Below are 23,371 nucleotides of genomic sequence, written 5' to 3' on the forward strand. Positions count from 1 at the left end.
AACCATTCCAAGGAGCTTCTCGAATGCAGCCCGGTAACCCCGGTCAGGACCCGTACGGCCAGCAGCCCAACCAGGACCCGACCGCTCCCCAGCCGCCGGCCGCCCCGTACGGCCAGCAGCCCACCTCCGGCCAGCCGTACGGTCAGCAGCCGCAGGCCCCGTACGGCCAGCAGCCCACCTCGGGGCAGCCGTACGGTCAGCAGCCCACCTCGGGGCAGCCGTACGGTCAGCAGCCCACCTCGGGGCAGCCGTACGGTCAGCAGCCGCCGTACCAGGACCCGTACGCGCAGCAGCAGCCCCCGTACGGCGCCGGCCCGACGTACCCGAACGCCGGATACCCGCAGGCGCAGGGGCAGAACAACACCCTCGGCCTGGTGTCGATGATCCTCGGTATCGCGTCGATCCCGCTGGTCTGCTGCCTGTACCTGGGCATCCCGGTCGGCATCGCGGGCATCGTGACCGGCTACCTCGCCAAGCAGAAGGTGGCCCAGGGTCAAGCCAACAACGCCGGTCAGGCCAAGGCCGGTCTGATCTGCGGCGCGGTCGGCGTCGGGCTGGGCATCCTGCTGCTCATCCTGAGCGTCGTGGCGCAGGTCAACCTGCCCACCCAGCCCTGACAGGCTCGGATTCGACGGGGCGCTCCGGGCTTGCCCGGGGCGCCCCGCGCTCGTCTACTGCGCGGGCCTGCGGGTCAGCGCCCGGGTGGCGGCGGCACCGAGCAGCGCGCCGACCGCGATGACGCCAGCCGCCACCGCCCCGACCTGCCAACCAACCGGCCCGACCTGGGCCAGCCGACCGGCGCCGAGCGGCCCGGCGGAGATCGCGGCAGCCGCACCGAGCACCACCCCTGCCACCGGCCCGGCCAGCGCCGCAGGCGCCAGCAACTCGGCCCAACGCTGCGCAGCCCGCTCGGGCGCGGCGAGTCGGGCCACCCGCCGGGCGAGCAGCCAGCCGGCGACCATCCCGGCCAGCACCGGCACCGCGAGCAGCAGTGCGCCGAAGCCGTCCACGGGGCCGCGCGGCAGGCCAGCGAGCAGCGGCACGGCCGGCAGCGCGCCGACCGAGACCTCGCTGGTGCGGACCGCGGTGTCGGTCCCGACCGCGAAGCCCGGCCCGAGCAGGTAACTCGTCGACCAGACCGCCGCGTTGGGCGCGTACGCGGCGCTGACCAGGGTGATGCCGGCCTGCCCGGCGACCCCGGTCCGGTACGCCCCGATCATGTCGGCCGCGTCGCCGCCGCCGGTGGCCACGGCCAGGCCGGCAGCGCCCGCGCCCGCGCCGAGCAGCAGCAGCCCGGCCACCAGACCGGTGCGAACACCGTCGCGCACCGGACCCGGCAGCCGGGTGACGAGCAGCCGGGTCACGGCGGTGATCCGGACCGCGCCGACCAGCGCGGCGAGTGTGCCGACCACGGCGAACGTGGCCGCCGCCCGGATCAGGGACACATTCGGCCCGCCGGTGCCGACCAGCACCGCCGCGAGCGCGCCGAGCAGCGCGTACCCGATGCCGACCGCGCCCGCGGCGAGCAGTGCCCGGCGCGGTGAGCGGGTGTCGCGAGCGCCGATCGCGCGGCTGACGTGCACGCCGGCGCGGGTCAGCCGCCAGAGCGCGAGAACGGTGAGCGCGAGCGGGGCGAGCCCGAGCGGACCGGACTCGGTGTGCAGTGGCACCCCGTGCCCGAGGAGCCAGCCGGCAAGCGCGGTGCGCAGGGTGCCGGTCACTGTGGTGCCGTCCGCGCCGAGCTGCACCAGGCCGAGCACGATGGCGACCGGCAGGTAGGAGGTGAGGGCGGCCCAGCAGGCGGCCACCCCGGCGGCGACGGGCAACGGCGCCCGCCCACGCGGCGACCCGCCCACGCGCGGCGCGGGCACCCGCCGGGCCGGTGCGGCACGGTCGACCGGCCGGTCGTCGGCGCTCACACCGCCGGGACGGCTGGGACGGTCAGGGGTGACGGGGGACATCCGCTCTACTCTGGCACGTCGCGCGGGCGGTGGCAGTCCGTTAACCCCTCTTAAGGACGGCGAGTTCACCGAACCGGCGTCCTGCCCGCCCGGGCCGGTCTAGCCTCGGCCCAGAGGGGGCGCGAGTCGCCGCCACCCGGGACGGGCCCACCGGTCGCGGTCCGGGCCGGCACGTCGCCCATGACCGCTCGGAGGAAGCTGTGACGACGCCATACCCGCCTCCCCCACCACCACCGGCCCAGGGACGCGACCGAACCACCCTGTGGGGCGTGCTGGGCATCGTGCTGGGGCTGATCTGCTGCGGCATCTTCGGCATCGTCTTCGGCTACCTGTCCATCCGCGACGCCCGGCGGTACGGGCAGTCGCCACTGCTCGGTTACCTCGCCATCGCGTTCGGCGTGATCAACATCATCGGCGGGGCGATCCTGCGCTCGACCGGCAACTACCCGTTCTGGAACAACGACTGACCAGCGCGGAGCGCGCGTACGCCGAAGGGGGTCGACCGTGTCCGGTCGACCCCCTTCGTGTTGCCTGACCGGCTCAGCTGCCGGACATGATCTCCCGCATCAGCTTGGCGGTCTCGGTCGGCGTCTTGCCGACCTTGACGCCGACGGCCTCGAGCGCCGCCTGCTTCGCCTCGGCGGTGCCGGCCGAGCCGGAGATGATCGCCCCGGCGTGACCCATGGTCTTGCCAGGCGGAGCGGTGAAGCCGGCGATGTAGCCGACCACCGGCTTGGTGACGTTGGCCTTGATGAACTCGGCAGCCCGCTCCTCGGCGTCGCCACCGATCTCACCGATCATGACGATGGCGTCGGTGTCCGGGTCGGCCTCGAACGCCGCGAGGGCGTCGATGTGGGTGGTCCCGATGATCGGGTCACCGCCGATGCCGACGCAGGTGGAGAAACCGATGTCGCGCAGCTCGTACATCATCTGGTAGGTGAGCGTGCCGCTCTTGCTGACCAGGCCGATCCGGCCGGAACCGGTGATGTCGGCCGGGATGATGCCGGCGTTGGACGCGCCCGGCGAGGCGATGCCCGGGCAGTTCGGCCCGATGATCCGGGTCCGCTCGCCCTGCGCCACGTTGTACGCCCAGAACGACGCGGTGTCGTGCACCGGAACGCCCTCGGTGATCACCACAGCCAGGCCGATCGCGGCGTCGATCGCCTCGACCACGGCGGCCTTGGTGAACTGCGGCGGCACGAAGATGACAGTGACGTCGGCCCCGGTCTCGGCCATCGCGTCCGCGACGGAAGCGAAGACCGGCAGCTCGGTGCCGTCGAAGTCGACAGTCTGGCCCGCCTTGCGCGGGTTGACACCGCCCACCACGTTGGTGCCGGCGGCCAGCATCCGCCGGGTGTGCTTGGAACCCTCGGAACCGGTCATCCCCTGGACGATGACCTTCGAGTCCTTGGTCAGCCAGATAGCCATGATCAGACCCCCGCAGCTGCCAGCTCGGCGGCCCGCTCGGCCGCACCGTCCATGGTGTCCACCCGCTGCACGAGCGGGTTGTTCGCGCTGTCCAGGATCGCCCGGCCAGCCTCGGCGTTGTTGCCGTCGAGACGGACGACGAGCGGCTTGGTGACCTGCTCGCCGCGCTGCTCCAGCAGGGCCAGCGCCTGGATGATGCCGTTGGCGACCTCGTCGCAGGCGGTGATGCCGCCGAAGACGTTGACGAAGACGCTCTTCACGGCCGGGTCGGAGAGCACAATCTCCAGCCCGTTCGCCATCACGGCGGCGCTCGCGCCGCCGCCGATGTCGAGGAAGTTGGCCGGCTTGACGTTGCCGTGCCGCTCACCGGCGTATGCGACCACGTCGAGGGTCGACATGACCAGACCCGCGCCGTTGCCGATGATGCCGACCTCGCCGTCGAGCTTGACGTAGTTGAGGTCCTTGGCCTTGGCGGCCTGCTCCAGCGGGTCCACAGCGGCCTGGTCGACCAGTGCCTCGTGGTCCGGGTGCCGGAACGCGGCGTTCTCGTCCAGGCTGATCTTGGCGTCGAGCAGCAGCATCCGGCCGTCGCCGTTCTTGGCGAGCGGGTTGACCTCGACCAGTGTGGCGTCCTCGGCGACGAACGCCTGCCACAGGCCGACGGCGATCTCGACCACCTGGTCGGCGACCTCGGCCGGGAAACCGGCAGCGGTGACGATCTCGCGGGCCTTGGCCTCGTCCACGCCCTTCACGGCGTCGATCGGGGCCTTCACGACCTTGTCGGGGGTCTCGGCGGCGACCTGCTCGATGTCCATGCCGCCGGCGACGCTGGCGATGCAGAGGAAGGTGCGGTTCGCCCGGTCGAGCAGGTACGAGAAGTAGTACTCCTCGGCCACGTCCGCGGTCACCGTGATCATGACCTTGTGGACGGTGTGACCCTTGATGTCCATGCCGAGGATGTCGGTGGCCCGGGCCACCGCCTCATCCGGGCCCTCGGCCAGCTTGACGCCACCGGCCTTACCTCGGCCGCCGACCTTTACCTGCGCCTTGACGACCACACGGCCGCCGAGGCGTTCGGCGATCGCGCGGGCCTCTTCCGGGGTAGTGGCGACGCCGCCCGCCAGCACGGGCAAGCCGTGCCGCTCGAACAGGTCCCGCCCCTGGTACTCGTACAGGTCCACGATTGCGCGTCCCGTCCCGTCTCCGCGGCGCGCCGTCGCGCCGCCACCAGCGTTCAGAAAACAGTTTGACGCCTGTCATCAGTTGAAACAGGCCATTGGCCGCAGCCTAGCGAGGTCGGCACCACCGGCAACCGAGCGGGTGCACGGTGTGCGGTAATGCACAACCGGACATCGGGGGTGGCCGGTTTCCGGCCATGACTCGGTTGGCATCCACCGTCCGGGCGATGTTGTCCGGCTTGCGTAACCCCGCCGTGGGGGCGTCGTTGAGTCAGATGTCGGAGCGCTGAACAGCGCAAAGACGGGATACGGCCGATGCCCTGTCGGTCGAGGGGTGGCGGCGGGGCATCGTGCATAGAGGGGCCGGACGTGTGAGGGGTGCGTCCGGCCCCTCCCCCGTGCCCAAATCCGTTTCGTGCAGCGGATCGGCGCGCCTCAGGAAACCGGCTGGGCCACGTTCTGTCGGACCCACTCGACAATCGCCTGGGTGGTGGCGCCCGGCGTGAAGATCTTCGCGACGCCCAGCTTCTCCAACTCGGGAATGTCGCCGTTCGGAATGATGCCGCCGCCGAACACGACGATGTCGCGGGCGTCCCGCTCACCGAGCAGTTCCAGCACCCGCCGGAAGAGCGTCATGTGCGCGCCGGAGAGCACTGACAAGCCGACCGCGTCGGCGTCCTCCTGGATGGCGGTCTCCACGATCTGCTCGGGGGTCTGGTGCAGGCCGGTGTAGACGACCTCCATCCCGGCATCCCGCAGGGCGCGCGCGACGACCTTCGCGCCCCGGTCGTGGCCGTCCAGGCCAGGCTTCGCGACGACGACCCGAATACGAGAGCTCATCAGCGCACACCTTTCACCGGCCTTGACCGCAGTCACCTTAACGAACGGTAACCCGGCGGGCCTGGCCCGGGAAATCCGGGCTCTACGATCCGCCGTTACCCGGCGTGCCCGCCGGGCAACCCGGAGCGGTCCGACCCGGTGCCATCCGGGCTTCGCCGTCGCCGCGCCGCTGGCAGGGCCGTGGACATCATCCGGCGCCGTTCCGAGTCAAGCCGGACGACTCCGCCGGAACGGTCACGCTCGGCGACGAACGGGCAGCGACGGGGGCACCGTTCGGCGTCGCGATGCATGACAATCATGGACGCAAACGGACAGATCGACACGCCAATTTTTCGGTCTGGCTTGTGACTCGCCTGGCGTTTGGCTAACGTGTCCACGGTTGTCATCAGGTCCATGGACGGGTGACGACGCGGTCAGCGGACGCTTCACTGGAACTCCAGGGGACGCCACCGGCCGCTTCGGAACCCCGACAACGGAGGGTGTGCGTGCGCCAGCGCCTGTCGTCTGAGCCCGATCGATATCGCGGTCGCCGCCGCGTACCCACCCCACCCCGCAGCCGTTACGCCGCGGTCGTCACCACCGCGTTCGTCGGTGCCGGCATCGTGGCCCTCGGCGCGAGCGCGCTGCCGGACGCCAAGGACGTCAGCCCGACCGTCCTCGACGAGCTCAAGCAGGCGTCGGTCACCAGTCAGGACGCCGCGGCCCGTGCTGACAACGCCGACCGCGCCTCCCGCGACAGCCGCAGCAAGGACAGCGCCGAGCCCGAGGTCTGGCTGCTGCCGCTGCAGGGTTACGACTTCAACTCCCCGTACGGGATGCGCTGGGGCAAGCTGCACACCGGCGTGGACCTGGTCGCCGGCGAGGGCACGCCCTACGTGGCGATCCACGACGGGCTGGTCACCAAGGCCGGCTGGTTCGGCGGATACGGCAACGCGGTGATCGTCCAGCACGCCGACGGCAGCGAAGCCATCTACGGCCACTCCTCCGCGGTGAGCGTCAAGGAAGGCCAGCAGATCAAGGCGGGCGACCAGCTCGGCCTGGTGGGTCAGACCGGCCACGCGTACGGCACCCATCTGCACCTGGAGATCCATGTCAAGGGGCAGCCGATCGACCCGGTGCCGTTCCTCCAGGAGCGCGGAGTGGACATCAAGCTGCAAGTCGAGGCAATCTACAGCGAGGTAGCCGCCTCCTGACGTTGCGTAACGACCATTGACCGCCCGGATCTGTCGATCCGGGCGGTTTTGCGTTTGCCGGTTTCGGCGAATGTGCCCCGGGCCACAGTGTCGATTGTGACCGACGACACCGGCTAACATGATCACTTTTCCGGATGTAGCGCCGCACAGCGGGTCATATCCGGGCAGCTGACCGTCCGCTCTTCGTCGCAGAATTCGGTCCCCGCTCCTGCCCAACCTCGGCCCGACACCAGTATTTCGAGGTCAAGTGCCCCTCGACTGCGAAGGTCCGCCGTGCAGGAAGACAGCCCCGTCCAGAACGAGAACACCCCCGACACCAGCCAGACCGCGCCACCGCGGCGCACCGGCCGGCGGAACCGCCTCATCGTGCTCGGGGCCGCAGCCCTGGTAGCCCTCGGCCTCGGTGGTGTCGCCGTCGCCACCACCGGCGCCGACCGCCCGGCCCCCGCCGCCGTCTCCCTCGACGCCCAGTCCCGGGCCGAGGCCGCGAGCCGCGCCGACCGCTCGATCCGCGAGTCGAGCACACCGGTCACCCCCTCGCTCAGCCCCACGGCCAGCCCGTCGGCGGTCAGCGCCAGCCCGACCCCCAGCAGGACTGCCGTCGCGAAGGTCAAGCCGAAGCCGAAGAAGACCACCAAGCCCACACCCGCCTGGGTCGACCCGATGCCGGGCGCAGCCGTCACGTCCTGCTACGGGCAGCGCTGGGGCACCCTGCACGCCGGTATCGACCTGGCCCTGCCCTCCGGTACGCCGATCCACGCCGCGGCCGCCGGCACCGTCACCCAGGCCGGCGACGCCTCCGACGGCTACGGCAACTCCGTCTTCATCGACCACGGCAACGGATACCTGACCCACTACGCCCACCAGAGCCGCATCGCGGTCACGGTCGGCCAGAAGGTCAAGGCCGGTCAGGTCATCGGCTACGAGGGCGCCACCGGCGACGCCACCGGCCCGCACCTGCACTTCGAGGTGCACCAGGGCATGTGGAACCAGATCGACCCGGCCCCGTTCATGCGGGCACGGGGCGTCGACCTGGGCTGCTGAGCCGCCGGGACGGGACCGCGGCGCGGAGCTGAGCGCTGCGGTCCCGGTCCCCGGGCCGGCGGGCCCGCACTTCCGCCGAGCGTTCAGGCGTGCGCCTGGGTCCGCGCTGCGCGGCGTTGCGCCGGCGACGCCAGGCACCAGGTCAGCACGGCGGCCGGTGCGATGTGCAGACCGGCGCCGAGCCAGTCCGCAGCACCGAAGGTACCGCCGAGGATCAGGGTGACGATGATTGCCGCCGGCACCACGTGCATCACGATGTTCGGCAGCAGGAACGGCCGCACAGCTGCGTCCTCGCGGCTACTGATGATCCAGTTCATCATCCCGACGACCACCAGATCGGTGCCGAGCGCTCGTGCCACCAGCAGCGACCGGGCATCCGGATGATCAGCGAGGCCGGTCGCCGGCGCGATGAGCCACACCGCACCCAGGACGACGATGTCGAGCACCGCGACAGCCTTCAGGACAAGCGACAGTTTCACGGGGCTTCCCCTCGCCACTTAAACGGGACGCTCATCCCGTTAAGGCGAACGATACGGGACGCCCATCCCGCTTGTCCAATCACCCCGGACACTGCCGTCAACGCGGACCCGAGGGCGGTGGCAAGGATGGCGAGGACAATGAGGCCGACATGCCCGAACGGCTCGGTGACGTACGCGCCGAACAGCACCCCCGCCGCGATCAGGACCATCACACCGGCGCGCCGCACCGGCGCGCTGGGGTGCGGCAACCGGACGGCGCGCAGCAGCCGGGCCAAATGCCAGGCCACCAGCCCGGCCAGGCCCAGCGTCGCCGTGCCGACGCCCTCGAACACCACGTCATCGGGCACCGCGTAATTCAACCCGCCGAACAATGCCCGCAACCTGTCATCAGGCATTCCGGTGGCGTGAAACGCCAGCTTGAGAGCGTGGTTGAACCCACCCTCGAGCAGGCCGGCCAGGCCGACGAACGCCACGGCGACCACGATCGCGCCAACGGAGAGCGCCAGGCGGCTGCCCGTGCGGGCATGTCGCGCGAGCAGCGCCAACGCCACCACCAGAAGCGCCCCCAGTGGCAGTAGACCGACGAGCCTGACCGGGGTGCCGTACCGGGCCGCGCCATAGGCGTGTTCGACGAAGAACGCCACGTACAGCGCGATGAGCCACCGACGCAGGTCGCGTCCAGCGCGCGGATGTTCGGACAATCTGCCCACCACCTATAATCGGAACCGCCATCCCGCTTGACCATACGGGATGCCCATCCCGTTTAGGAGCCCGAGATCGCCGAACAACGCAAGCCGCGCGCCGATGGCGTACGCAACCGGGCAAAGGTCTTGCAAACCGCGATCGAGGCGTTTGCCACGGATGGGTTGTCGGTCCCAATCCACGAGATCGCCCGCCGCGCCGGTGTCGGCACCGGCACCGTCAGTCGACACTTCCCCACCAAGGAATCGCTCTACGAGGCCATCGTGCAAAGCGTGGCCAAGCGTCTGGTCATCCGGGCGACCGAGCTACGTGCCACTCGCGAAGCGGGCCCGGCTCTGTTCGAATTTCTCGCCAGCATGGCGGCGGAGGGCGCGACGAACCGCGCACTGGCCGACGCACTCTCCGGCACCGGGTTCGACATCGCGGCTGCGGCGGCAAGAGGCGAAGACGACCTCAACCATGTCCTGACCGAACTGCTCAGCGCCGCTCAGCGCGCAGGCGCGGTCCGTCCCGACGTCGACGCCGCCGACCTGAAGGCGTTCCTGGTCGGCTGCGCGGTCCGCGAGCGCGACGCCGCCGCCCCGGCCGCCCGAGACCGGATGCTCACGATCGTCCGCGACGGCCTGAGCACCGCGCAGCGACCATGATCTTCTCGGCGTGCCGGGGTTAGAGTTTGTCGACCGGGGCGTGCCGGAGCACCAGCCACATGGTCTGGTCGCCGAAGTCGATCTGCGCGCGAGCACCCGGCCCGTGCCCCTCGACGGCGAGCACCCGCCCGAGCCCGTACCGCTGATGATTGACCCGGTCGCCCGCGGACACCTTCGGCCCCTGCGGCAGCTCGCTGGCCGTGGTCAGCCGGCTGGCGTCCACGCCGAGCCGCTGGGCCAGCTGCGCCGCCTTCGGCGTGCCGCCGGTGAAGGTGCCACGGCCGCCGGGCGCGCGGTCCGCACGGCCGCCGACGCCGCCGCCCCCGCCAGCCCACGAGGTGTACGACCCTTCGGTGCGCTCCCAGTGCACCAACTCGGTCGGCAACTCCTCCAGGAAGCGCGACGGCGGGTTGTAGGACGGCTGCCCCCAGGCCGAGCGGGTCACCGCCCGGGAGAGGTAGAGCCGCTGTCGGGCCCGGGTGATGCCGACGTACGCCAGTCGGCGCTCCTCCTCCAGCTCACGGGTGTCGCCGAGCGAGCGTAGGTGCGGGAAGACGCCGTCCTCCAGCCCAGTCAGGAAGACCACCGGGAACTCGAGCCCCTTGGCGGTGTGCAACGTCATCAGGGTGACCACGCCCTGGTGGTCGGGGTCGTCGGAGGGGATCTGGTCGGCGTCGGCGACAAGCGCCACCTGCTCCAGGAAGCCGGCCAGGGTGGCCCGCTCCCCCTCCTCACCCAGCGCCTCGATCCGCTCGGTGTACTCGCGGGCGACGCTGACCAGCTCCTGGAGGTTGTCCACCCGGCCGGCGTCCTGCGGGTCCAGGCTCTCCTCCAACTCGGTGAGGTAGCCGGAGCGGGTCAGCAGCGCCTCCAACACCTCCTCCGGGGTGCCGGTCTCGGCCAGCTCACGGGCACCGTCGAGCAGCGCCACGAAGTCGGCGATGCCGTTGGCCGCCCGGCTGGAGATGCCCGGCGCCTCGCGGGCACGGCGCAGCGCCGCGCCGAAGGAGATCCGGTCGCGGCTGGAGAGCGCCTCGACGCACGCCTCGGCGCGGTCGCCGATCCCCCGCCGCGGGGTGTTGAGCACTCGCCGCAGGCTCACCGTGTCGTCGTCGTTGACCACCGAACGCAGGTACGCCAGCGCGTCGCGGACCTCCTTGCGCTCGTAGAAGCGCACCCCGCCGACCACCTTGTAGGGCAGGCCGACCCGGATGAACACCTCCTCGAAGACGCGGGACTGGGCGTTGGTGCGGTAGAACACCGCGACGTCGCCGGGGCGGGTCTCGTCGGCGTCGACCAGCCTGTCGATCTCGCGGGCCACCCAGTCGGCCTCGGCATGCTCGGTGTCGGCCACGTAGCCGACGATCTGCTCGCCGGCGCCGGCCTCGCTCCACAGCCGTTTGGGTTTGCGGGAGGTGTTGCGGTCGATCACCGCGTTGGCCGCGTTGAGGATGGTCTGGGTGGAGCGGTAGTTCTGCTCCAGCAGGATCGTCCGCGCGTCGGTGAAGTCCCGTTCGAACTCCAGGATGTTGCGGATCGTCGCGCCTCGGAACGCGTAGATCGACTGGTCGGCGTCGCCGACCACGCACAGCTCGGCGGGCTCCAGCCCGTCGGTGCCGGAGACCAGCTCCTTGATCAGGACGTACTGGGCGTGGTTGGTGTCCTGGTATTCGTCCACCAGCACGTGCCGGAACCGGCGGCGGTAGCTCTCCGCGACGTGCGGGTGGGACTGGAGCAGGTGCACCGTGGTCATGATCAGGTCGTCGAAGTCCAGGGCGTGTGCCTCACGCAGCCGGCGCTGGTAGAGCGTGTACGCCTCGGCGAGCGCCCGCTCGTTGGGCCCGGTGGCCCGCGCCGCGAACTGCTCCGGATCGACCAGCTCGTTCTTCAGGTTGGAGACCTGGGCCGCCAGCCCCCGCGCCGGGTAGCGCTTGGGGTCGAGATCCAGCTCGCGGGTCACCAACTGCATGAGCCGGCGGGAGTCGTCCGCGTCGTAGATCGAGAACGTCGACTTGAGGCCGGCGTGCTCGTGCTCGGCACGCAGGATCCGCACGCAGGCCGAGTGGAACGTCGACACCCACATCAGGCGGGCCCGGGGGCCCACCAGCGCGGCGACGCGTTCCTTCATTTCGCCGGCGGCCTTGTTGGTGAAGGTGATCGCGATGATCTCGCCGGGGTGCACGTCCCGTGCGGCGAGCAGGTAGGCGATCCGGTGCGTGAGCACCCGGGTTTTGCCGGACCCGGCGCCGGCCACGATCAGCAGCGGCGAGCCGGCATGACTGACGGCGTCGCGCTGCGGCCCGTTCAGCCCGGCGAGCAGCTGCTGCGGGTCGAGGCGCACGGCGGCCGCCCCGGGTCGGTGCGGGCGGGCCGGCGCGGACTCCGGCGCAGGCGGGGACGCGGGGATGTCGAAGAGAGGATGCATCGCCCGACAAGTCTATGCCGCCGGCCGGACACTGCGCCGATGGCGCTCAGCAGCTCGTGCCCGACGGCGCGCACCCACCACCCCGTACGCCCACCGGTGAGATAGTGCCGTCCGCGACGCGGAATGCTTGCGCACCCGGCAACGACGTGGGCATACTCGACGGCGTGATCGCTGCGCGCTACTACTTTTACTATGGCACCGGGAGTCCGGCTGCCGTAGGTCGCGCCTGATCGATTCAGACCTGCTAAAGCCCCGGGCTCCTGGAGCCCGGGGCTTTTTCCGTCCCAGGTTCCGGGCACCGGGCACCACACTGCGAGAGGTACCCGATGATGACAGGCGTGATGGAGCAGAGCGGCGGTCCGATCCGGCCGGGGCAGTCCGCGGCGCAGGAGGCTGAGCCGGCGGTGGCCACCCCACCGACGGGTGTGGAGGCCGAGCCGGCCGAGCAGCAGACCGGCACCCAGGAGCCGTCCGCCTCCGCGCGGATCGTGCAGATCAGGGAACGGATCGACGAGATCGACCACGCGTTGATCACGCTCTGGCAGGAGCGGGCCGCGTTGTCCCAGGAGGTCGGGGCGACCCGGATGGCGTCCGGTGGAACCCGCCTGGTGCTCTCCCGGGAACGGGAGATCCTGGAGCGGTTCCGGGTCGCGCTCGGTGCCGACGGCACCCAATTGGCCCTGCTGCTGCTCCGCGCGGGCCGCGGCCCGCTGTGAGCCGCACCGGCCCGCGATCGGGTCACCCGGCCCGCTGACGCGGCGTGCGCCGCTGTGCGGCACCGGGCCGATCCGGGCCGTCGTCGGCGATCCGCAGCGCACAGGTGCTCCCGGACAGACGAAACCGCCTGCCGTCGTCGTGGTGACGGCGGCAGGCGGTTTCGGTGACTCACACCTCGTGGGTGGCGACGATTTCGCGCTTCTCCGCGAAGTGGCAGGCGCTCGGGTGGTCCGAGTCCCGCCGGATCTCCAGCAGCGGGACCTGCTCGGCGCAGACGTCCTGTGCCTTCCAGCACCGGGTCCGGAACCGGCAGCCCGAGGGCGGGCTGATCGGCGACGGCACGTCACCCGTGAGCCGGATGATCGTCTTGTTGTTCCGCTGCGTCGGGTCCGGCACCGGCACCGCGGACAGCAGAGCCTGGGTGTACGGGTGGGTCGGACGCTCGTAGATCTCGTCCTCGGTGCCGATTTCGACGATCTTGCCGAGGTACATCACCGCGACGCGGTCCGAGAGGTGGCGAACCACCGAGAGGTCGTGCGCGATGAAGACGTACGACAGCCCGAACTCGCCCTGCAACTGCTCCAGCAGGTTCATGACCTGGGCCTGGATGGAGACGTCCAGAGCCGACACCGGCTCGTCGCAGACGATGATCTCGGGCCGCAGTGCCAGCGCGCGGGCGATGCCGATGCGCTGACGCTGACCGCCGGAGAACTGGTGCGGGTACCTGTTGATGTGCTCCGGGTTGAGCCCGACCAGGTCGAGCAGTTCCCTGACCTTGGCCCGACGGCTGCCCCTCGGCGCCACCTCCGGGTGGATCTCGAACGGCTCACCGAGCAGGTCGCCGACGGTCATCCGCGGGTTCAGCGAGGTGTACGGGTCCTGCATGACCAGCTGGATCTGCCGGCGCAGGCGTCGCAGCGCCCCACCGGACAGCTTCGAGATGTCCTGGCCCTTGTAGAGCACGCTGCCTTCGGTCGGCTTCTCCAGGTTCATCAGCACCCGGGCGAGGGTCGACTTGCCGCAGCCGGACTCGCCGACCACGCCGAGCGTCTCGCCGGCGCGCAGACCGAACGAGACCCCGTCGACCGCCTTGACCTGACCAACGGTCTTCTTGAACACCACACCCTGGGTGACGGGGTAGTGCTTGACCAGGTCCTTGACCTCGAGGATGTTCTCAGACACGGTTCACCAGTTCCTCGGCGAAGTGGCAGGCGCTGGCCCGGGCGGGGCCGACCTGCAGCAGCGGCGGGACCTTCTCCCGGCACACCGGCTGGGCCATGGGGCACCGCGGGTTGAACGGGCAGCCCGGCGGGATGTTCATCAGGTTCGGCGGGAGGCCCTTGATCGTCCGGAGCTGCTGCCCCTTCTCGTCCAGGCGCGGGATCGAGTCGATCAGACCCAGCGTGTACGGGTGCGCCGGCTTGGCGTACAGCTCGTACACGTCCGCTTCCTCGACGATCCGGCCCGCGTACATGACCGCGATCCGGTCCGCGACGTCGGCGACCACACCGAGGTCGTGGGTGATCAGGATCATGCCCATCTGCCGCTCGCGCTGAAGCTCGGCCAGCAGGTCCATGATCTGGGCCTGCACGGTCACGTCGAGGGCAGTGGTCGGCTCGTCCGCGATCAGCACCTCCGGGTCGAGCGCCAGCGACATCGCGATCATTGCGCGCTGCCGCATACCGCCGGAGAACTGGTGCGGGTAGTTGTTGAACCGACCCTTGGCGTTCGGAATCTTGACCTGGTCGAGCATGTCGATCGCGCGCTTCTTGGCCTCCGCGCGACCCATGCCCCGCCGGACCCGGAACTGCTCGGCGATCTGGAACCCGACGGTGAAGACGGGGTTCAGCGCGGAGAGCGCGTCCTGGAAGATCATCGCGATGCCCTCGCCGCGGATGCGGCGGCGCTCCTCGTCGGACATGCGGAGCATGTCCTTGCCGTGGAAGCGGACCTGCCCACCGGTGACGAAGCCGGGCGGCGTGTCGAGGATGCCCATGATGGTCTGCGCGGTGACGCTCTTACCGGAGCCGGACTCGCCGAGCACGGCGAGGGTCTCCCCCGCGTCGACGTGGTACGTGACCCCGTTGATGACCTTTGCGACGCCGTCCCGGGTGCGGAACTCCACCCGCAGGTCGTCGACCTCGAGCAGCCGGCCGGAGGGACGTCCGGACCCGCCGGGTCCCGGCGCGGACTGCTCAGACACGAGAATGTCGGACACTGGATATCCCCTAGCGGAGTTTCGGATCGAGGGCCTCGCGGACCGCCTCGCCGAGCATCACGAAGCTCAGCACTGCGGTGACGAGGAACGCGGCGGGGAAGAAGACCAGCCCCGGCGCGACCCGGAGGAAGTCCTTACCGTCGCTGATCATGATGCCCCAGGAGACCACCGGCGACTTCAGGCCGACGCCCAGGAACGACAGGGTGGCCTCGGCGCCGATGAACGAGCCGACCATGATCGTGCCGTAGACCAGCAGCGGGGCCAGGCAGTTCGGCAGCAGGTGCTTGAGGATGATCCGGCCGGTGCCGGCGCCCAGCGCGCGGGCCGCGACGATGTAGTCGGCCTCCTTGGTGGCGAGCACCGAGGAACGCATGAGTCGCATCACGACCGGCCAGCTCAGCACGATCAGCGAGATGGTCACCAGGCTCATGATCTTGACTTTGCTGTTGCCCGAGCCCGAGCCGTTGAACGTGGTCAGGATGACGATCGCACCGAGCACGAACGGCAGACCAAAGAAGACGTCGGCGATCCGGCTCAGCAGCCCGTCCACCCAACCACCGCGGTAGCCGGCGATGATGCCCATGGTGCCGCCCACCAGCAGGGTGCCGAGCACGGCGAGCACGGCAACCTGGATGGAGGCGCTGGCGCCGTAGATGACGCGAGCGTAGACGTCGCGGCCCTGCAGGTCGTACCCGAACCAGGCGTCCCCGGACGGCTTGCCCAGGCTGCGGGACAACGATCCGTTGACCGCGTCGCCCGGGGCGAACAGGGCCGGGAAGAGCGCCATCAACACGAAGATCACGATCAGCGTGCTCGCGATCCAGAACAATGGCTTGCGCCGGAGGTCCCGCCAGGCGTCACCGAGCAGGCCACGGGGCTTCTCGTTGCTCTGCGGCTGGCCCGCGGTGGCGGGGGTGCCGGAGTCGGTGGGGTGCGCGCCAGGGGTACTGACGATCGATGCGGTGCTTGGGTCACTCATAACGGATCCTCGGGTCCAGGGCGGCGTAGAGCAGGTCAACCAGCAGGTTCATCACGAGATAGACCAGCACCAGGACGACCACGATGCCCACCACGGTGGCGCTTTCCTTGGTCACGATCGCGCGGTACACCGCGCGGCCGATTCCGTTGATGCCGAAGATCCCCTCGGTGACGATCGCGCCGCCCATCAGGGCACCGAGGTCGGTGCCGAGCAGGGTGACCACCGGGATGAGCGAGTTGCGCAGCAGGTGCACGCCCACCACCCGGCGCATCGGCAGACCCTTGGCGATCGCGGTGCGCACATAGTCGGCGCGACGGTTCTCCGCGATGCTGGTTCGTGCCACCCGGGCGATGTAGGCCACTGACGCACTGCCGAGCACGAAGCCCGGCACGATCAGCTCGGACCACCGCATCTCGGAGGAGACGGTCGGCTTGACGAGCCCCCACTGCACGCCCAGCAGCCACTGAAGCACGAAGCCGACGACGAAGACCGGCAGCGCGATCAGGAAGAGCGTGGAGACCAGGACCAGGTTGTCCAGGAAGCCGTTGCGGCGCAGACCGGTCAGCACGCCGGCGCCCAGGCCGATCACGGCCTCGATGGCGAGCGCCACCAGGGCCAGCTTCAGCGTGTTCGGATACGCCGTGGCGATGATGTCGCCGATATCGCGTTGCGAGAAGGTCTGACCGAAGTCACCCTGGAGCAGGTTCTTCATGTAGTTGCCGTACTGCACGAAGACGTTCTGGTCGAGGTGGTACTTCTCGGTCATGAAGGCGATGTACTGGTCCGGGCAGCGACGCTCGCCGCACTTGCCGGCGAACGGATCGCCCGGAACGGCCCAGACGAGCCAGTAGATCAGGAACGTCGTACCGATGAAGACGGGCACGAGTTGGAGCAGCCGTCTCAACAGATAACGGCCCATGGGGTGGTCCTCCAGACAGGGGGCGCGTCGGACGGCCGACACGGTGGTGACAACGTGCGAGTGGAGTGTTGTAACACCCAATCGCGGAACGGCCCCGGGTCGGGCTCACCGGATGTGGCGAGCCCGACCCGGGGTCAGACCGTTCGGATCAGAGCTCGACCGAGGTGATGTCGAGTTCGCCGACGTTGTTCAGCTCGAGCTTCTTGATCTTCTCGGAGTGGCCGGACTGCTGGCCGTAGAAGTAGATCGGGATGCTCGGGACGTCCTGGTCGACCTTCTCGACGGCCTTGGAGAACGCCTCGTGCGAGGCCTCCAGGCTCGGCGCGGCACTGGCCTGCTTGGCAAGGGCGTCGACCTCGGGGCTGCTGTACAGGCCGTCGTTCGAGGAGCCACCGGTGACGTAGAGCGGGTTGACCCAGTTCTCGACGTCCGGGTAGTCCTGCTGCCAGGCAGCGCGGTACGGGCCCTTCATCTGGTGGGCGTTGATGCTCTGGCGGAAGACCGCGAAGGTCGGCACGCCCTCGGCCCGGGCGTTGATGCCGAGGTTGGTCTTGACCTGCTGCGCGACGGCGTCCATCCACTCCTTGTGGCTGGAGTCCGAGTTGTAGTAGAAGACCATCTCACCGGTGAAGCCGCCGGCCTCGGTCAGCAGCTGCTTGGCCGTGGTCGGGTCGAACTTGCAGGCGGTGCAGTTGCCCGGCTTGGCGCCCGGGGTCAGCGGGTTCGCCCAGCTGTCGGCCGGCTTGCGGGTGCCGAAGAAGATCTTGTCCGAGATTTCCTGCCGGTTGATCGACAGCGACACGGCACGACGCAGCTTCGGGTTCTGGAAGCGCTTGTCGTAGGTCGGGAACGCGATCAGCGCGGTCGACGGCGTGACGGTCGAGCGTCCCCGGTCACCGAGGTCGGTCTTCCACTTGTCGCCGGCGAGCGCCGAGGTGGGGACAACCTCCATGAAGTCGAGGTTGTTGGACAGCAGGTCGGCGTAGGCGGCCGTCTCGTCCTGGTACAGCTTGACGTCGACGTCCTTGACCTTCATCTTGTCGCGAAGGTTGTAGTCGTCGAAGCGCGTCAGCTTGATGAGGACGTTGTCCTCCCACGACACGAACTTCACCGGGCCGTTGCCGATCGGCTTCTTGCCGAACTCCTCGGGCTTCTGGGTGAAGAAGGCGTCCGGCAGCGGCATGAAGGCGCTGTAGCCGAGCTTGGTCGGGAAGACCGCGGTCGGCGCTGCCAGGGTGACCTCGAAGGTCTGCTCGTCGATGACCTTCAGGCCGGACAGCTTGTCAGTGCTCGGCGTCGGGGCCTTCTTCGGGCCGTCCGGGCCATCCGGGTCCGTGGTGTAGGTCTGGTCGAAGCCCGCGATGTCGGAGAAGAAGCTGCCGTTCTGCGCGCCGTTCGGCGAGTAGGCAGCCCAGTTCCAGGCGTCGACAAAGTTCTTCGACTTCACCTCGGTGCCGTCGTGGAACTTGGTGCCGGCCTTGATCTTGATCGTGAAGACCTTGGAGTCCGTGGTGTTGATCGACTCCGCAAGCGCGTTACGCGGGGCCCCACCGTCGTTCGGGTACTCGACCAGGCCGGTGAACAGCCAGTCGATCACCTTGCCGCCGCCGGTCTCCGTGGTGTTCGACGGGACCAGCGGGTTCTCCGGCTGGACGCCGTGGACACTGATCGAGCCGTCCTTGCTGGCGGCGGCTTCGCCGTCACCGTCACCGCTCGAGCAACCGCTCGCGACAAGCGCGGCAGCCGCGCTGAGCGCGATCGCGCTCGTCGCCCGCTTCGAGACTCTCATTCCGAGGGGCCTCCTCTTTCTAACCAGGTTCCGTCGTGGGTTTCACGCACGTTTGGGGGTGACACCGCCCGACCACCCCGGGGCGCGGGTCGCCGGGACCACAGGGAAGTTGGGGACACCCCTGATGTTCCGATCCGCCGGGCTCCCTCGCCAACGAGGCGCGACACGACGCAATCGACACAGCCACGGGCCGCCGTGATCGGCGGAATCGTGGTCGTGGGGCGTACGGAGTGCCACACACCGATGGTGAGGTGCTGCCACTGTGACACCCACTGGCTGCTTTCGTGAAGGTGCCGTTATCAAGCCGTTAGTTGCCCGCCACGTTGCCGATACTTGAAAAATGATCATAAAACGGTCGCCGCAGGCGGCACTGACCAGGAAATACGTTGCACGGCCCGAGCACGAAGCCTCGGGCCGTGCACAAGCCCGGGGTCACCCGGGCCCGGTGGGACGTCCGTCACCACTCACGTTTCGACCCATCCGGATGATGGCCCCTACGGCTACCCGGGCACCATCACCGGCTGGGTGTACGAGGGCGCGCCAGGCGTTTCTCTGATCCGCGCCGTGGCGACACACAGTCACACGAGGCGGCGATCCGCCGCCCAACGGGAGAGTTCGTAGCGGTTGGACATCTGAAGCTTGCGCAGCACGTTCGACACGTGCGTCTCCACCGTCTTGATGGAGATGAACAGCTCCTTGGCGATCTCCTTGTACGCGTACCCCCGGGCCAGCAGCCGCAGCACCTCCCGCTCACGGTTGGTGAGCTGGTCCAGCTCCGGGTCGGCCACCGGCGCGTCCGGCCGGGCCGCGAAGGCGTCCAGCACGAACCCGGCCAGCCGTGGGCTGAACACCGCGTCCCCGTCGGCCACGCGACGGATCGCGGCAGCCAGCTCGTCCGGGGAGATGGTCTTGGTGACGTACCCGCGGGCACCTGCCCGGATCAGCCCGATCACGTCCTCCGCCGCGTCGGAGACGCTCAACGCGAGGAACTTGACCTGCGGGTGCGTACGCCGCATCGCCTCCAGAACGGCGCGACCGCCGCCGTCGGGCATGTGCACGTCCAGCAGCACCACGTCCGGGCCGACGGCGGCGATCCGGGTGACCGCCTCGGCCACCGTGCTCGCCTCGCCCACCACCTCGACGTGGGCGCCCAACTCCGCGCGCACCCCGGCTCGGAACATGGCGTGGTCGTCCACCAGGAACACCCGCAGCCGCTCGGGGCGGGCATCCGCCGGGTCGAGGTGCTCGGTCGACTGCTCGGCCATGGTCATCTGTTCCTCTCCGCTGCGGACGAGTCCCGGGAGATCGGCAGGATCAACCGGACCTCGGTCCCCTCCCCCGGGCCGGACCGGATTTCGGCCCGTCCGCCGTGCCGCTTCATCCGCCCGATGATCGAGCCGCGTACGCCGTGCCGGTGGTCCTCCACGGTATCTGGATCGAAGCCCTTCCCCCGGTCCCGGACGAAGACACTGACCTGATCCGGCTCCACCTCGGCGTAGAGCGACACGGTCTGCACGCCGGCGTGCCGGGCGGCGTTCACCAACGCCTCCCGCGCGGCCGCGACCAGCGCCCCGACCTTCTCGTCGGTTTCCCGGTCCCCCACCACCACCGTCTCCACGCTGATCGCGAAGGTGTCCTCGACCTCGGCCGCGGCCTGCTCCAGCGCGGCGGCGAAGCGCTCACTCGGCGAGGCGGTCGGCTTGTAGAGCCAGTTGCGCAACGAACGCTCCTGCCCCCGGGCCAGCCGCTGCACCGTCTTGACGTCTCCGGCGTTGCGCTGGATCAGGGCCAACGTGTGCAGCACCTGGTCGTGCACCATCGCGGCCAGTTCGGCCCGCTCCTGCTCGCGGATGCGCCCCTCCCGCTCCGAGCGGAGCTGGCTGTACGTCCGCCAGAGCACCGGCGCGGCGACCACGCCGACACCGGCCAGCCCGACCAGCGCGAAGATCACCCCATTGATCACCGCGTCGAAGTTCTGCGCCGGTGAGTAGACGGCCGCGACGCCGATGATGCCGACAGCGACCAGCACTCCCCCGCCGATGAACCGGAGCACGAAGGCCCGCCGGTCGCTCTCCTCGACGACCGCGCCGAGCCAGGGCACGGGCATCGCGTCGCCCCACTGTCGCCGCCGCTCGGGCGCGGACTGGTGCCAGATGACCCCGGCGCCGACCGCGATGATCGCCACCAGCCAGCCGGCGGTGCCCGCCGCGCCGACCGAGTCGAAGACCATCACCTGGATCAACAGGACACCGAGCCCGATCCCCACGAACGGCAGGAGCTGGGCGACGTCCCGCCGGGGCGGCACCGCTGTGTCACCGGGACGCAGCGGCACCACCGCCCAGAAGGCCGCGTAGAGCAGCAGGCCGAGCCCGCTCAGCCCGAGCAGCACCATGAACGCGACGCGCACCCGCAGCACCGAGATGCCGAGATGGTCGGCGATACCGGCGGCGACGCCGGCGGCCATCCGGTGCTCCGGGGCGCGGTAGAGGCGCGGGGGTGAGGTCACGGTGCTGATCGGAGGCTCCCTGGTCACGATGGCGGACAGGTCGAGGTCGGGTGACTCGATCGTCACACGCTGCGGCGTCCGCGACCACGGGGACGCCCCCGACATTCCGGCCGCCGGATCTCAGGGTGGGGTCAGGGTCGGGTCCTGAGGCCGTTCGGGTGGACCGGGCAGCAGGATCGAAGCATGACCGAGGAAGCTGCCCCGCCGCCCCGACCGGGGTCGGCACAGCCGGGCGGTTCAGCACCGCCCCCGCCCACCACCACGCCCACCGGATGGACCGAGCCCAGCACGTTCGGCCCGCACGCTGGCACCGACGCGACCACGCCCGGCGATCCGGCCGACGGCTACGCGCCGCCCGCTGCGGGCTACGGCCCAGGCCCGGGGTTCGCGGCGGGCACCGGCTACGGCGGGGGCGGCACGCCACCCGGCCCGGGTGGTCCCGGTCCGTCCGCGCCGCCACCGCCGCTGGGCGGCACCGGCTTCACCTCGCGGTACGGGCTGGTCCGACCGCGTGAGGGCCGCTACCTGGCGGGGGTCTGCGCGGCGATCGGGCGCGCCACCAACACCGATCCGGTGCTCTGGCGGGTGCTGCTCGCGGTGCTCGGGTTCTTCGGGGGCATCGGCATCCTGGTGTACGTCGCCGCCTGGCTGATCATTCCGAACGAGGGCGACACCGCGTCCCCGGTCGAATCCATGCTCGGTCGTGGTCGCTCCAGCATGTCTCCGGTGACGGTGATCGTCCTGGGCATTCTGGTCGCGGCCAGCTTCGCGTACATCGTCACCGACGCCTTCCGCGCGGTGCTGCTCGGCGCGGCCATCCTGGTCGCCGGCGCCCTCCTGCTCAACCGGGACGGCCGCAATCCACGGCCCGGCACCCCGGGTGGTCCGCCGCCCGCCGCACCGTCCGGCAACCCGGCCGGTCCGGTCGTCCCACCGGTGACCTGGCCCGCGCCGTCGTACGGCGCGGCGCCGTCCACCGGCCCGGCGGTGACACCGCCGATGTTCGGCACCGGTCCGGGGTACGCCACCGCGACGACGGGGGCAGCGCCCACCGTCACCATGCCGGCGTACGACGCGCCGCCGACCAGCTCGACGCAGCCGGTGTCCGGGGTTGGCCCGGTGTCGGGGCTCGGCCCGATGTCCGGGCAGCCGACCGGCACGACGGCCGCCCCCCAGCCCGCCTGGCCGAGCACCGCGATGCCCAGCGCCGGCTGGCCGTCGGCACCGGTGAGCAGCGCACCCGCTGCCCCGCCCGGCTATCCGACCGCCCCGCCGCCCTCCGGCTACCGCCCCCCGTTCGCGCCACACGGCCCATACGCTTCGCCGACCCCGGCCGCGCCTCCCCCGCCCAAGCCACCGAAGCCGCCGAAGCGCCCCAAGGAGCGGTCGCCGCTCGGCGCGGTGACCTTCTCGCTGATCTTCCTGGTGCTCGGTCTGGTCGCCCTGCTCGACCTGCTGGACGTCTTCGCCATCAGCGCCTCAGCGTACTTCGCTGCCGCCCTGGCCACGATCGCGCTGGGGCTGCTGGTCGGCACCTGGTTCGGGCGGGCCCGCTGGCTCATCGCGCTCGGTGTGGTGACCGCGGCGGCGCTGGGCACGGCGACCGTCGCCGAGTCCTACGACCGGATTCGGGGGGTCGACGGCGCGGTGACCTGGGCGCCCACCGACTACCGCGACCTGGCCGACCGCTACGAGAACAGCTTCGGTGACGCCGTGCTCGACCTGCGCGGGATCGACTTCGCGAAACGGGACAGTCAGGTGACAGTGGCCGTCAACTTCGGCCAGGCGACAGTGGTCGTGCCGCCGAACGTTGACGTCACCACAGTGGCCGACGTCAACGCGGGTGACGCCACCATCTTCGGCAACCGCTCCGGCGGGCTGGACGGCCGCCTGCGGGAATCCACCGACGTCGGCGCGGACGGGCCCGGCGGCGGCACCCTGCGCCTCTACATCCACGTCAATGCCGGCAACCTGGAGGTGACCCGGTGAAGGCTCACCGCACGGATCTGGTGTCGTTCGCCTTCGGGCTCGTGTTCCTGGCGCTGTCCGCCTGGTGGCTGCTCGCCCAACTGCTCGGGCTCGCGCTGCCGCCGGTCGGCTGGTTCCTGGCCGGCGCACTCATCCTGATCGGGGTCTTCGGGCTGGTCGGCGCGCTGCGCTCGAGTCGGCCGAACCAGCCGGAGCCGACCGCCGAGGCCGGTGCCGCCGGTGCCGCCGCCCCCGTCTCCGGCACGTCCGTCTCCGGAGCGCCGGTCTCCGGTGCGCCAGTGCCGGTCTCCGGTGCCGCCACGTCGACCTCCGGCACGGCCCTACCGGCCTGGGAAGCCGAACGGTCCACCTGGGACA

21 protein-coding genes and 1 pseudogene are annotated in these 23,371 nt (G+C 70.3%); 8 read left to right on the forward strand and 14 right to left on the reverse strand.

Annotated elements, in window-relative coordinates; translation table 11 throughout:
• Positions 1-23: 23 nt before the first annotated feature.
• Positions 24-617, forward strand: coding sequence for a DUF4190 domain-containing protein (locus ABZU74_RS24720; RefSeq protein WP_355428232.1), 594 nt, complete (start codon positions 24-26; stop codon positions 615-617).
• Positions 618-671: 54 nt separating this feature from the next.
• Here ABZU74_RS24720 and ABZU74_RS24725 read toward each other — a convergent pair whose 3' ends face one another.
• The gene (locus tag ABZU74_RS24725; protein ID WP_355428235.1) at positions 672-1,961 is read right to left on the reverse strand and encodes a DUF6350 family protein; all 1,290 of its coding nucleotides are present in this window, start codon (positions 1,959-1,961) and stop codon (positions 672-674) included.
• A 200-nt stretch (positions 1,962-2,161) separates the two neighbouring features.
• Between ABZU74_RS24725 and ABZU74_RS24730 the strand changes: the two genes are divergently transcribed.
• Positions 2,162-2,428: a hypothetical protein gene (locus tag ABZU74_RS24730; RefSeq protein WP_091406354.1), complete on the forward strand. Its 267-nt coding sequence runs from the start codon at positions 2,162-2,164 to the stop codon at positions 2,426-2,428.
• 73 nt (positions 2,429-2,501) lie between these two features.
• Here the strand turns inward: ABZU74_RS24730 and sucD are convergent, their stop codons facing one another.
• The 3 genes from sucD to ABZU74_RS24745 all read right to left on the reverse strand — a co-directional run bounded on the left by sucD (position 2,502) and on the right by ABZU74_RS24745 (position 5,407).
• Positions 2,502-3,389: a succinate--CoA ligase subunit alpha gene (gene sucD / locus ABZU74_RS24735; RefSeq protein WP_355428238.1), complete on the reverse strand. Its 888-nt coding sequence runs from the start codon at positions 3,387-3,389 to the stop codon at positions 2,502-2,504.
• A 2-nt stretch (positions 3,390-3,391) separates the two neighbouring features.
• Complete coding sequence (sucC, locus tag ABZU74_RS24740) at positions 3,392-4,570, reverse strand: ADP-forming succinate--CoA ligase subunit beta (RefSeq protein WP_091406357.1); 1,179 nt, start codon at positions 4,568-4,570, stop codon at positions 3,392-3,394.
• A 432-nt stretch (positions 4,571-5,002) separates the two neighbouring features.
• A complete protein-coding gene (locus tag ABZU74_RS24745) occupies positions 5,003-5,407 on the reverse strand; it encodes a cobalamin B12-binding domain-containing protein (RefSeq protein WP_030491849.1) in 405 nt (134 codons plus the stop codon).
• Between the two features lie 485 nt (positions 5,408-5,892).
• Here ABZU74_RS24745 and ABZU74_RS24750 point away from each other — a divergent pair, with 485 nt between their 5' ends.
• Positions 5,893-6,600: a M23 family metallopeptidase gene (locus ABZU74_RS24750; protein WP_238644686.1), complete on the forward strand. Its 708-nt coding sequence runs from the start codon at positions 5,893-5,895 to the stop codon at positions 6,598-6,600.
• A 273-nt stretch (positions 6,601-6,873) separates the two neighbouring features.
• Positions 6,874-7,644 (forward strand): M23 family metallopeptidase, encoded by a 771-nt coding sequence (locus tag ABZU74_RS24755; protein WP_355428242.1) that lies wholly within the window; start codon positions 6,874-6,876, stop codon positions 7,642-7,644.
• A gap of 83 nt (positions 7,645-7,727) precedes the next feature.
• Here ABZU74_RS24755 and ABZU74_RS24760 read toward each other — a convergent pair whose 3' ends face one another.
• Positions 7,728-8,123, reverse strand: a complete 396-nt coding sequence (locus tag ABZU74_RS24760) for a hypothetical protein (protein ID WP_355428245.1) — start codon at positions 8,121-8,123, stop codon at positions 7,728-7,730.
• Positions 8,120-8,767, reverse strand: coding sequence for a hypothetical protein (locus ABZU74_RS24765; protein ID WP_355428248.1), 648 nt, complete (start codon positions 8,765-8,767; stop codon positions 8,120-8,122). Before ABZU74_RS24765 ends, ABZU74_RS24760 begins: the two co-directional genes overlap by 4 nt.
• A 186-nt stretch (positions 8,768-8,953) precedes the next feature.
• Here ABZU74_RS24765 and ABZU74_RS24770 point away from each other — a divergent pair, with 186 nt between their 5' ends.
• Entirely contained in the window at positions 8,954-9,472 is a 519-nt protein-coding gene (locus ABZU74_RS24770; RefSeq protein ID WP_355428251.1) for a helix-turn-helix domain-containing protein, read from the forward strand.
• 19 nt (positions 9,473-9,491) lie between these two features.
• Here ABZU74_RS24770 and pcrA read toward each other — a convergent pair whose 3' ends face one another.
• Positions 9,492-11,897, reverse strand: a complete 2,406-nt coding sequence (pcrA, locus tag ABZU74_RS24775) for a DNA helicase PcrA (RefSeq protein WP_355428254.1) — start codon at positions 11,895-11,897, stop codon at positions 9,492-9,494.
• A 404-nt stretch (positions 11,898-12,301) separates the two neighbouring features.
• Between pcrA and ABZU74_RS24780 the strand changes: the two genes are divergently transcribed.
• Complete coding sequence (locus tag ABZU74_RS24780) at positions 12,302-12,613, forward strand: chorismate mutase (RefSeq protein WP_355428307.1); 312 nt, start codon at positions 12,302-12,304, stop codon at positions 12,611-12,613.
• A gap of 169 nt (positions 12,614-12,782) precedes the next feature.
• Here ABZU74_RS24780 and ABZU74_RS24785 read toward each other — a convergent pair whose 3' ends face one another.
• The 7 genes from ABZU74_RS24785 to ABZU74_RS24815 form a co-directional block, all read right to left on the reverse strand.
• Entirely contained in the window at positions 12,783-13,796 is a 1,014-nt protein-coding gene (locus tag ABZU74_RS24785) for a dipeptide ABC transporter ATP-binding protein (RefSeq protein ID WP_355428256.1), read from the reverse strand.
• Positions 13,789-14,817: an ABC transporter ATP-binding protein gene (locus ABZU74_RS24790; protein ID WP_091406372.1), complete on the reverse strand. Its 1,029-nt coding sequence runs from the start codon at positions 14,815-14,817 to the stop codon at positions 13,789-13,791. The genes ABZU74_RS24785 and ABZU74_RS24790 overlap by 8 nt, the downstream gene beginning before the upstream one ends.
• Positions 14,818-14,842: 25 nt before the next feature.
• Positions 14,843-15,811 carry an ABC transporter permease gene (locus ABZU74_RS24795; RefSeq protein ID WP_355428259.1) on the reverse strand — a complete coding sequence of 323 codons (969 nt, stop codon included), beginning with the start codon at positions 15,809-15,811 and terminating at the stop codon, positions 14,843-14,845.
• Positions 15,804-16,730 carry an ABC transporter permease gene (locus ABZU74_RS24800; RefSeq protein WP_238657510.1) on the reverse strand — a complete coding sequence of 309 codons (927 nt, stop codon included), beginning with the start codon at positions 16,728-16,730 and terminating at the stop codon, positions 15,804-15,806. Before ABZU74_RS24800 ends, ABZU74_RS24795 begins: the two co-directional genes overlap by 8 nt.
• A 148-nt stretch (positions 16,731-16,878) precedes the next feature.
• A complete protein-coding gene (locus ABZU74_RS24805; protein WP_355428262.1) occupies positions 16,879-18,519 on the reverse strand; it encodes an ABC transporter substrate-binding protein in 1,641 nt (546 codons plus the stop codon).
• Between the two features lie 578 nt (positions 18,520-19,097).
• Positions 19,098-19,784 carry a response regulator transcription factor gene (locus tag ABZU74_RS24810; protein WP_030337843.1) on the reverse strand — a complete coding sequence of 229 codons (687 nt, stop codon included), beginning with the start codon at positions 19,782-19,784 and terminating at the stop codon, positions 19,098-19,100.
• 2 nt (positions 19,785-19,786) lie between these two features.
• The gene (locus ABZU74_RS24815; RefSeq protein WP_112622580.1) at positions 19,787-21,052 is read right to left on the reverse strand and encodes an ATP-binding protein; all 1,266 of its coding nucleotides are present in this window, start codon (positions 21,050-21,052) and stop codon (positions 19,787-19,789) included.
• A gap of 156 nt (positions 21,053-21,208) precedes the next feature.
• On the opposite strand from ABZU74_RS24815, the gene ABZU74_RS24820 reads away from it, so the two are divergent.
• Both ABZU74_RS24820 and ABZU74_RS24825 read left to right on the forward strand, forming a co-directional pair.
• Complete coding sequence (locus ABZU74_RS24820; protein WP_355428265.1) at positions 21,209-23,014, forward strand: PspC domain-containing protein; 1,806 nt, start codon at positions 21,209-21,211, stop codon at positions 23,012-23,014.
• Positions 23,011-23,193: pseudogene (locus tag ABZU74_RS24825) on the forward strand (hypothetical protein); the annotation flags it as partial. The gene ABZU74_RS24820 and the pseudogene ABZU74_RS24825, both read left to right, overlap by 4 nt.
• Positions 23,194-23,371 lie beyond the last annotated feature (178 nt).

The sequence above is a fragment of the Micromonospora sp. NPDC005171 genome (assembly GCF_040608575.1).
In the GTDB taxonomy this organism is placed as follows: domain Bacteria; phylum Actinomycetota; class Actinomycetes; order Mycobacteriales; family Micromonosporaceae; genus Micromonospora.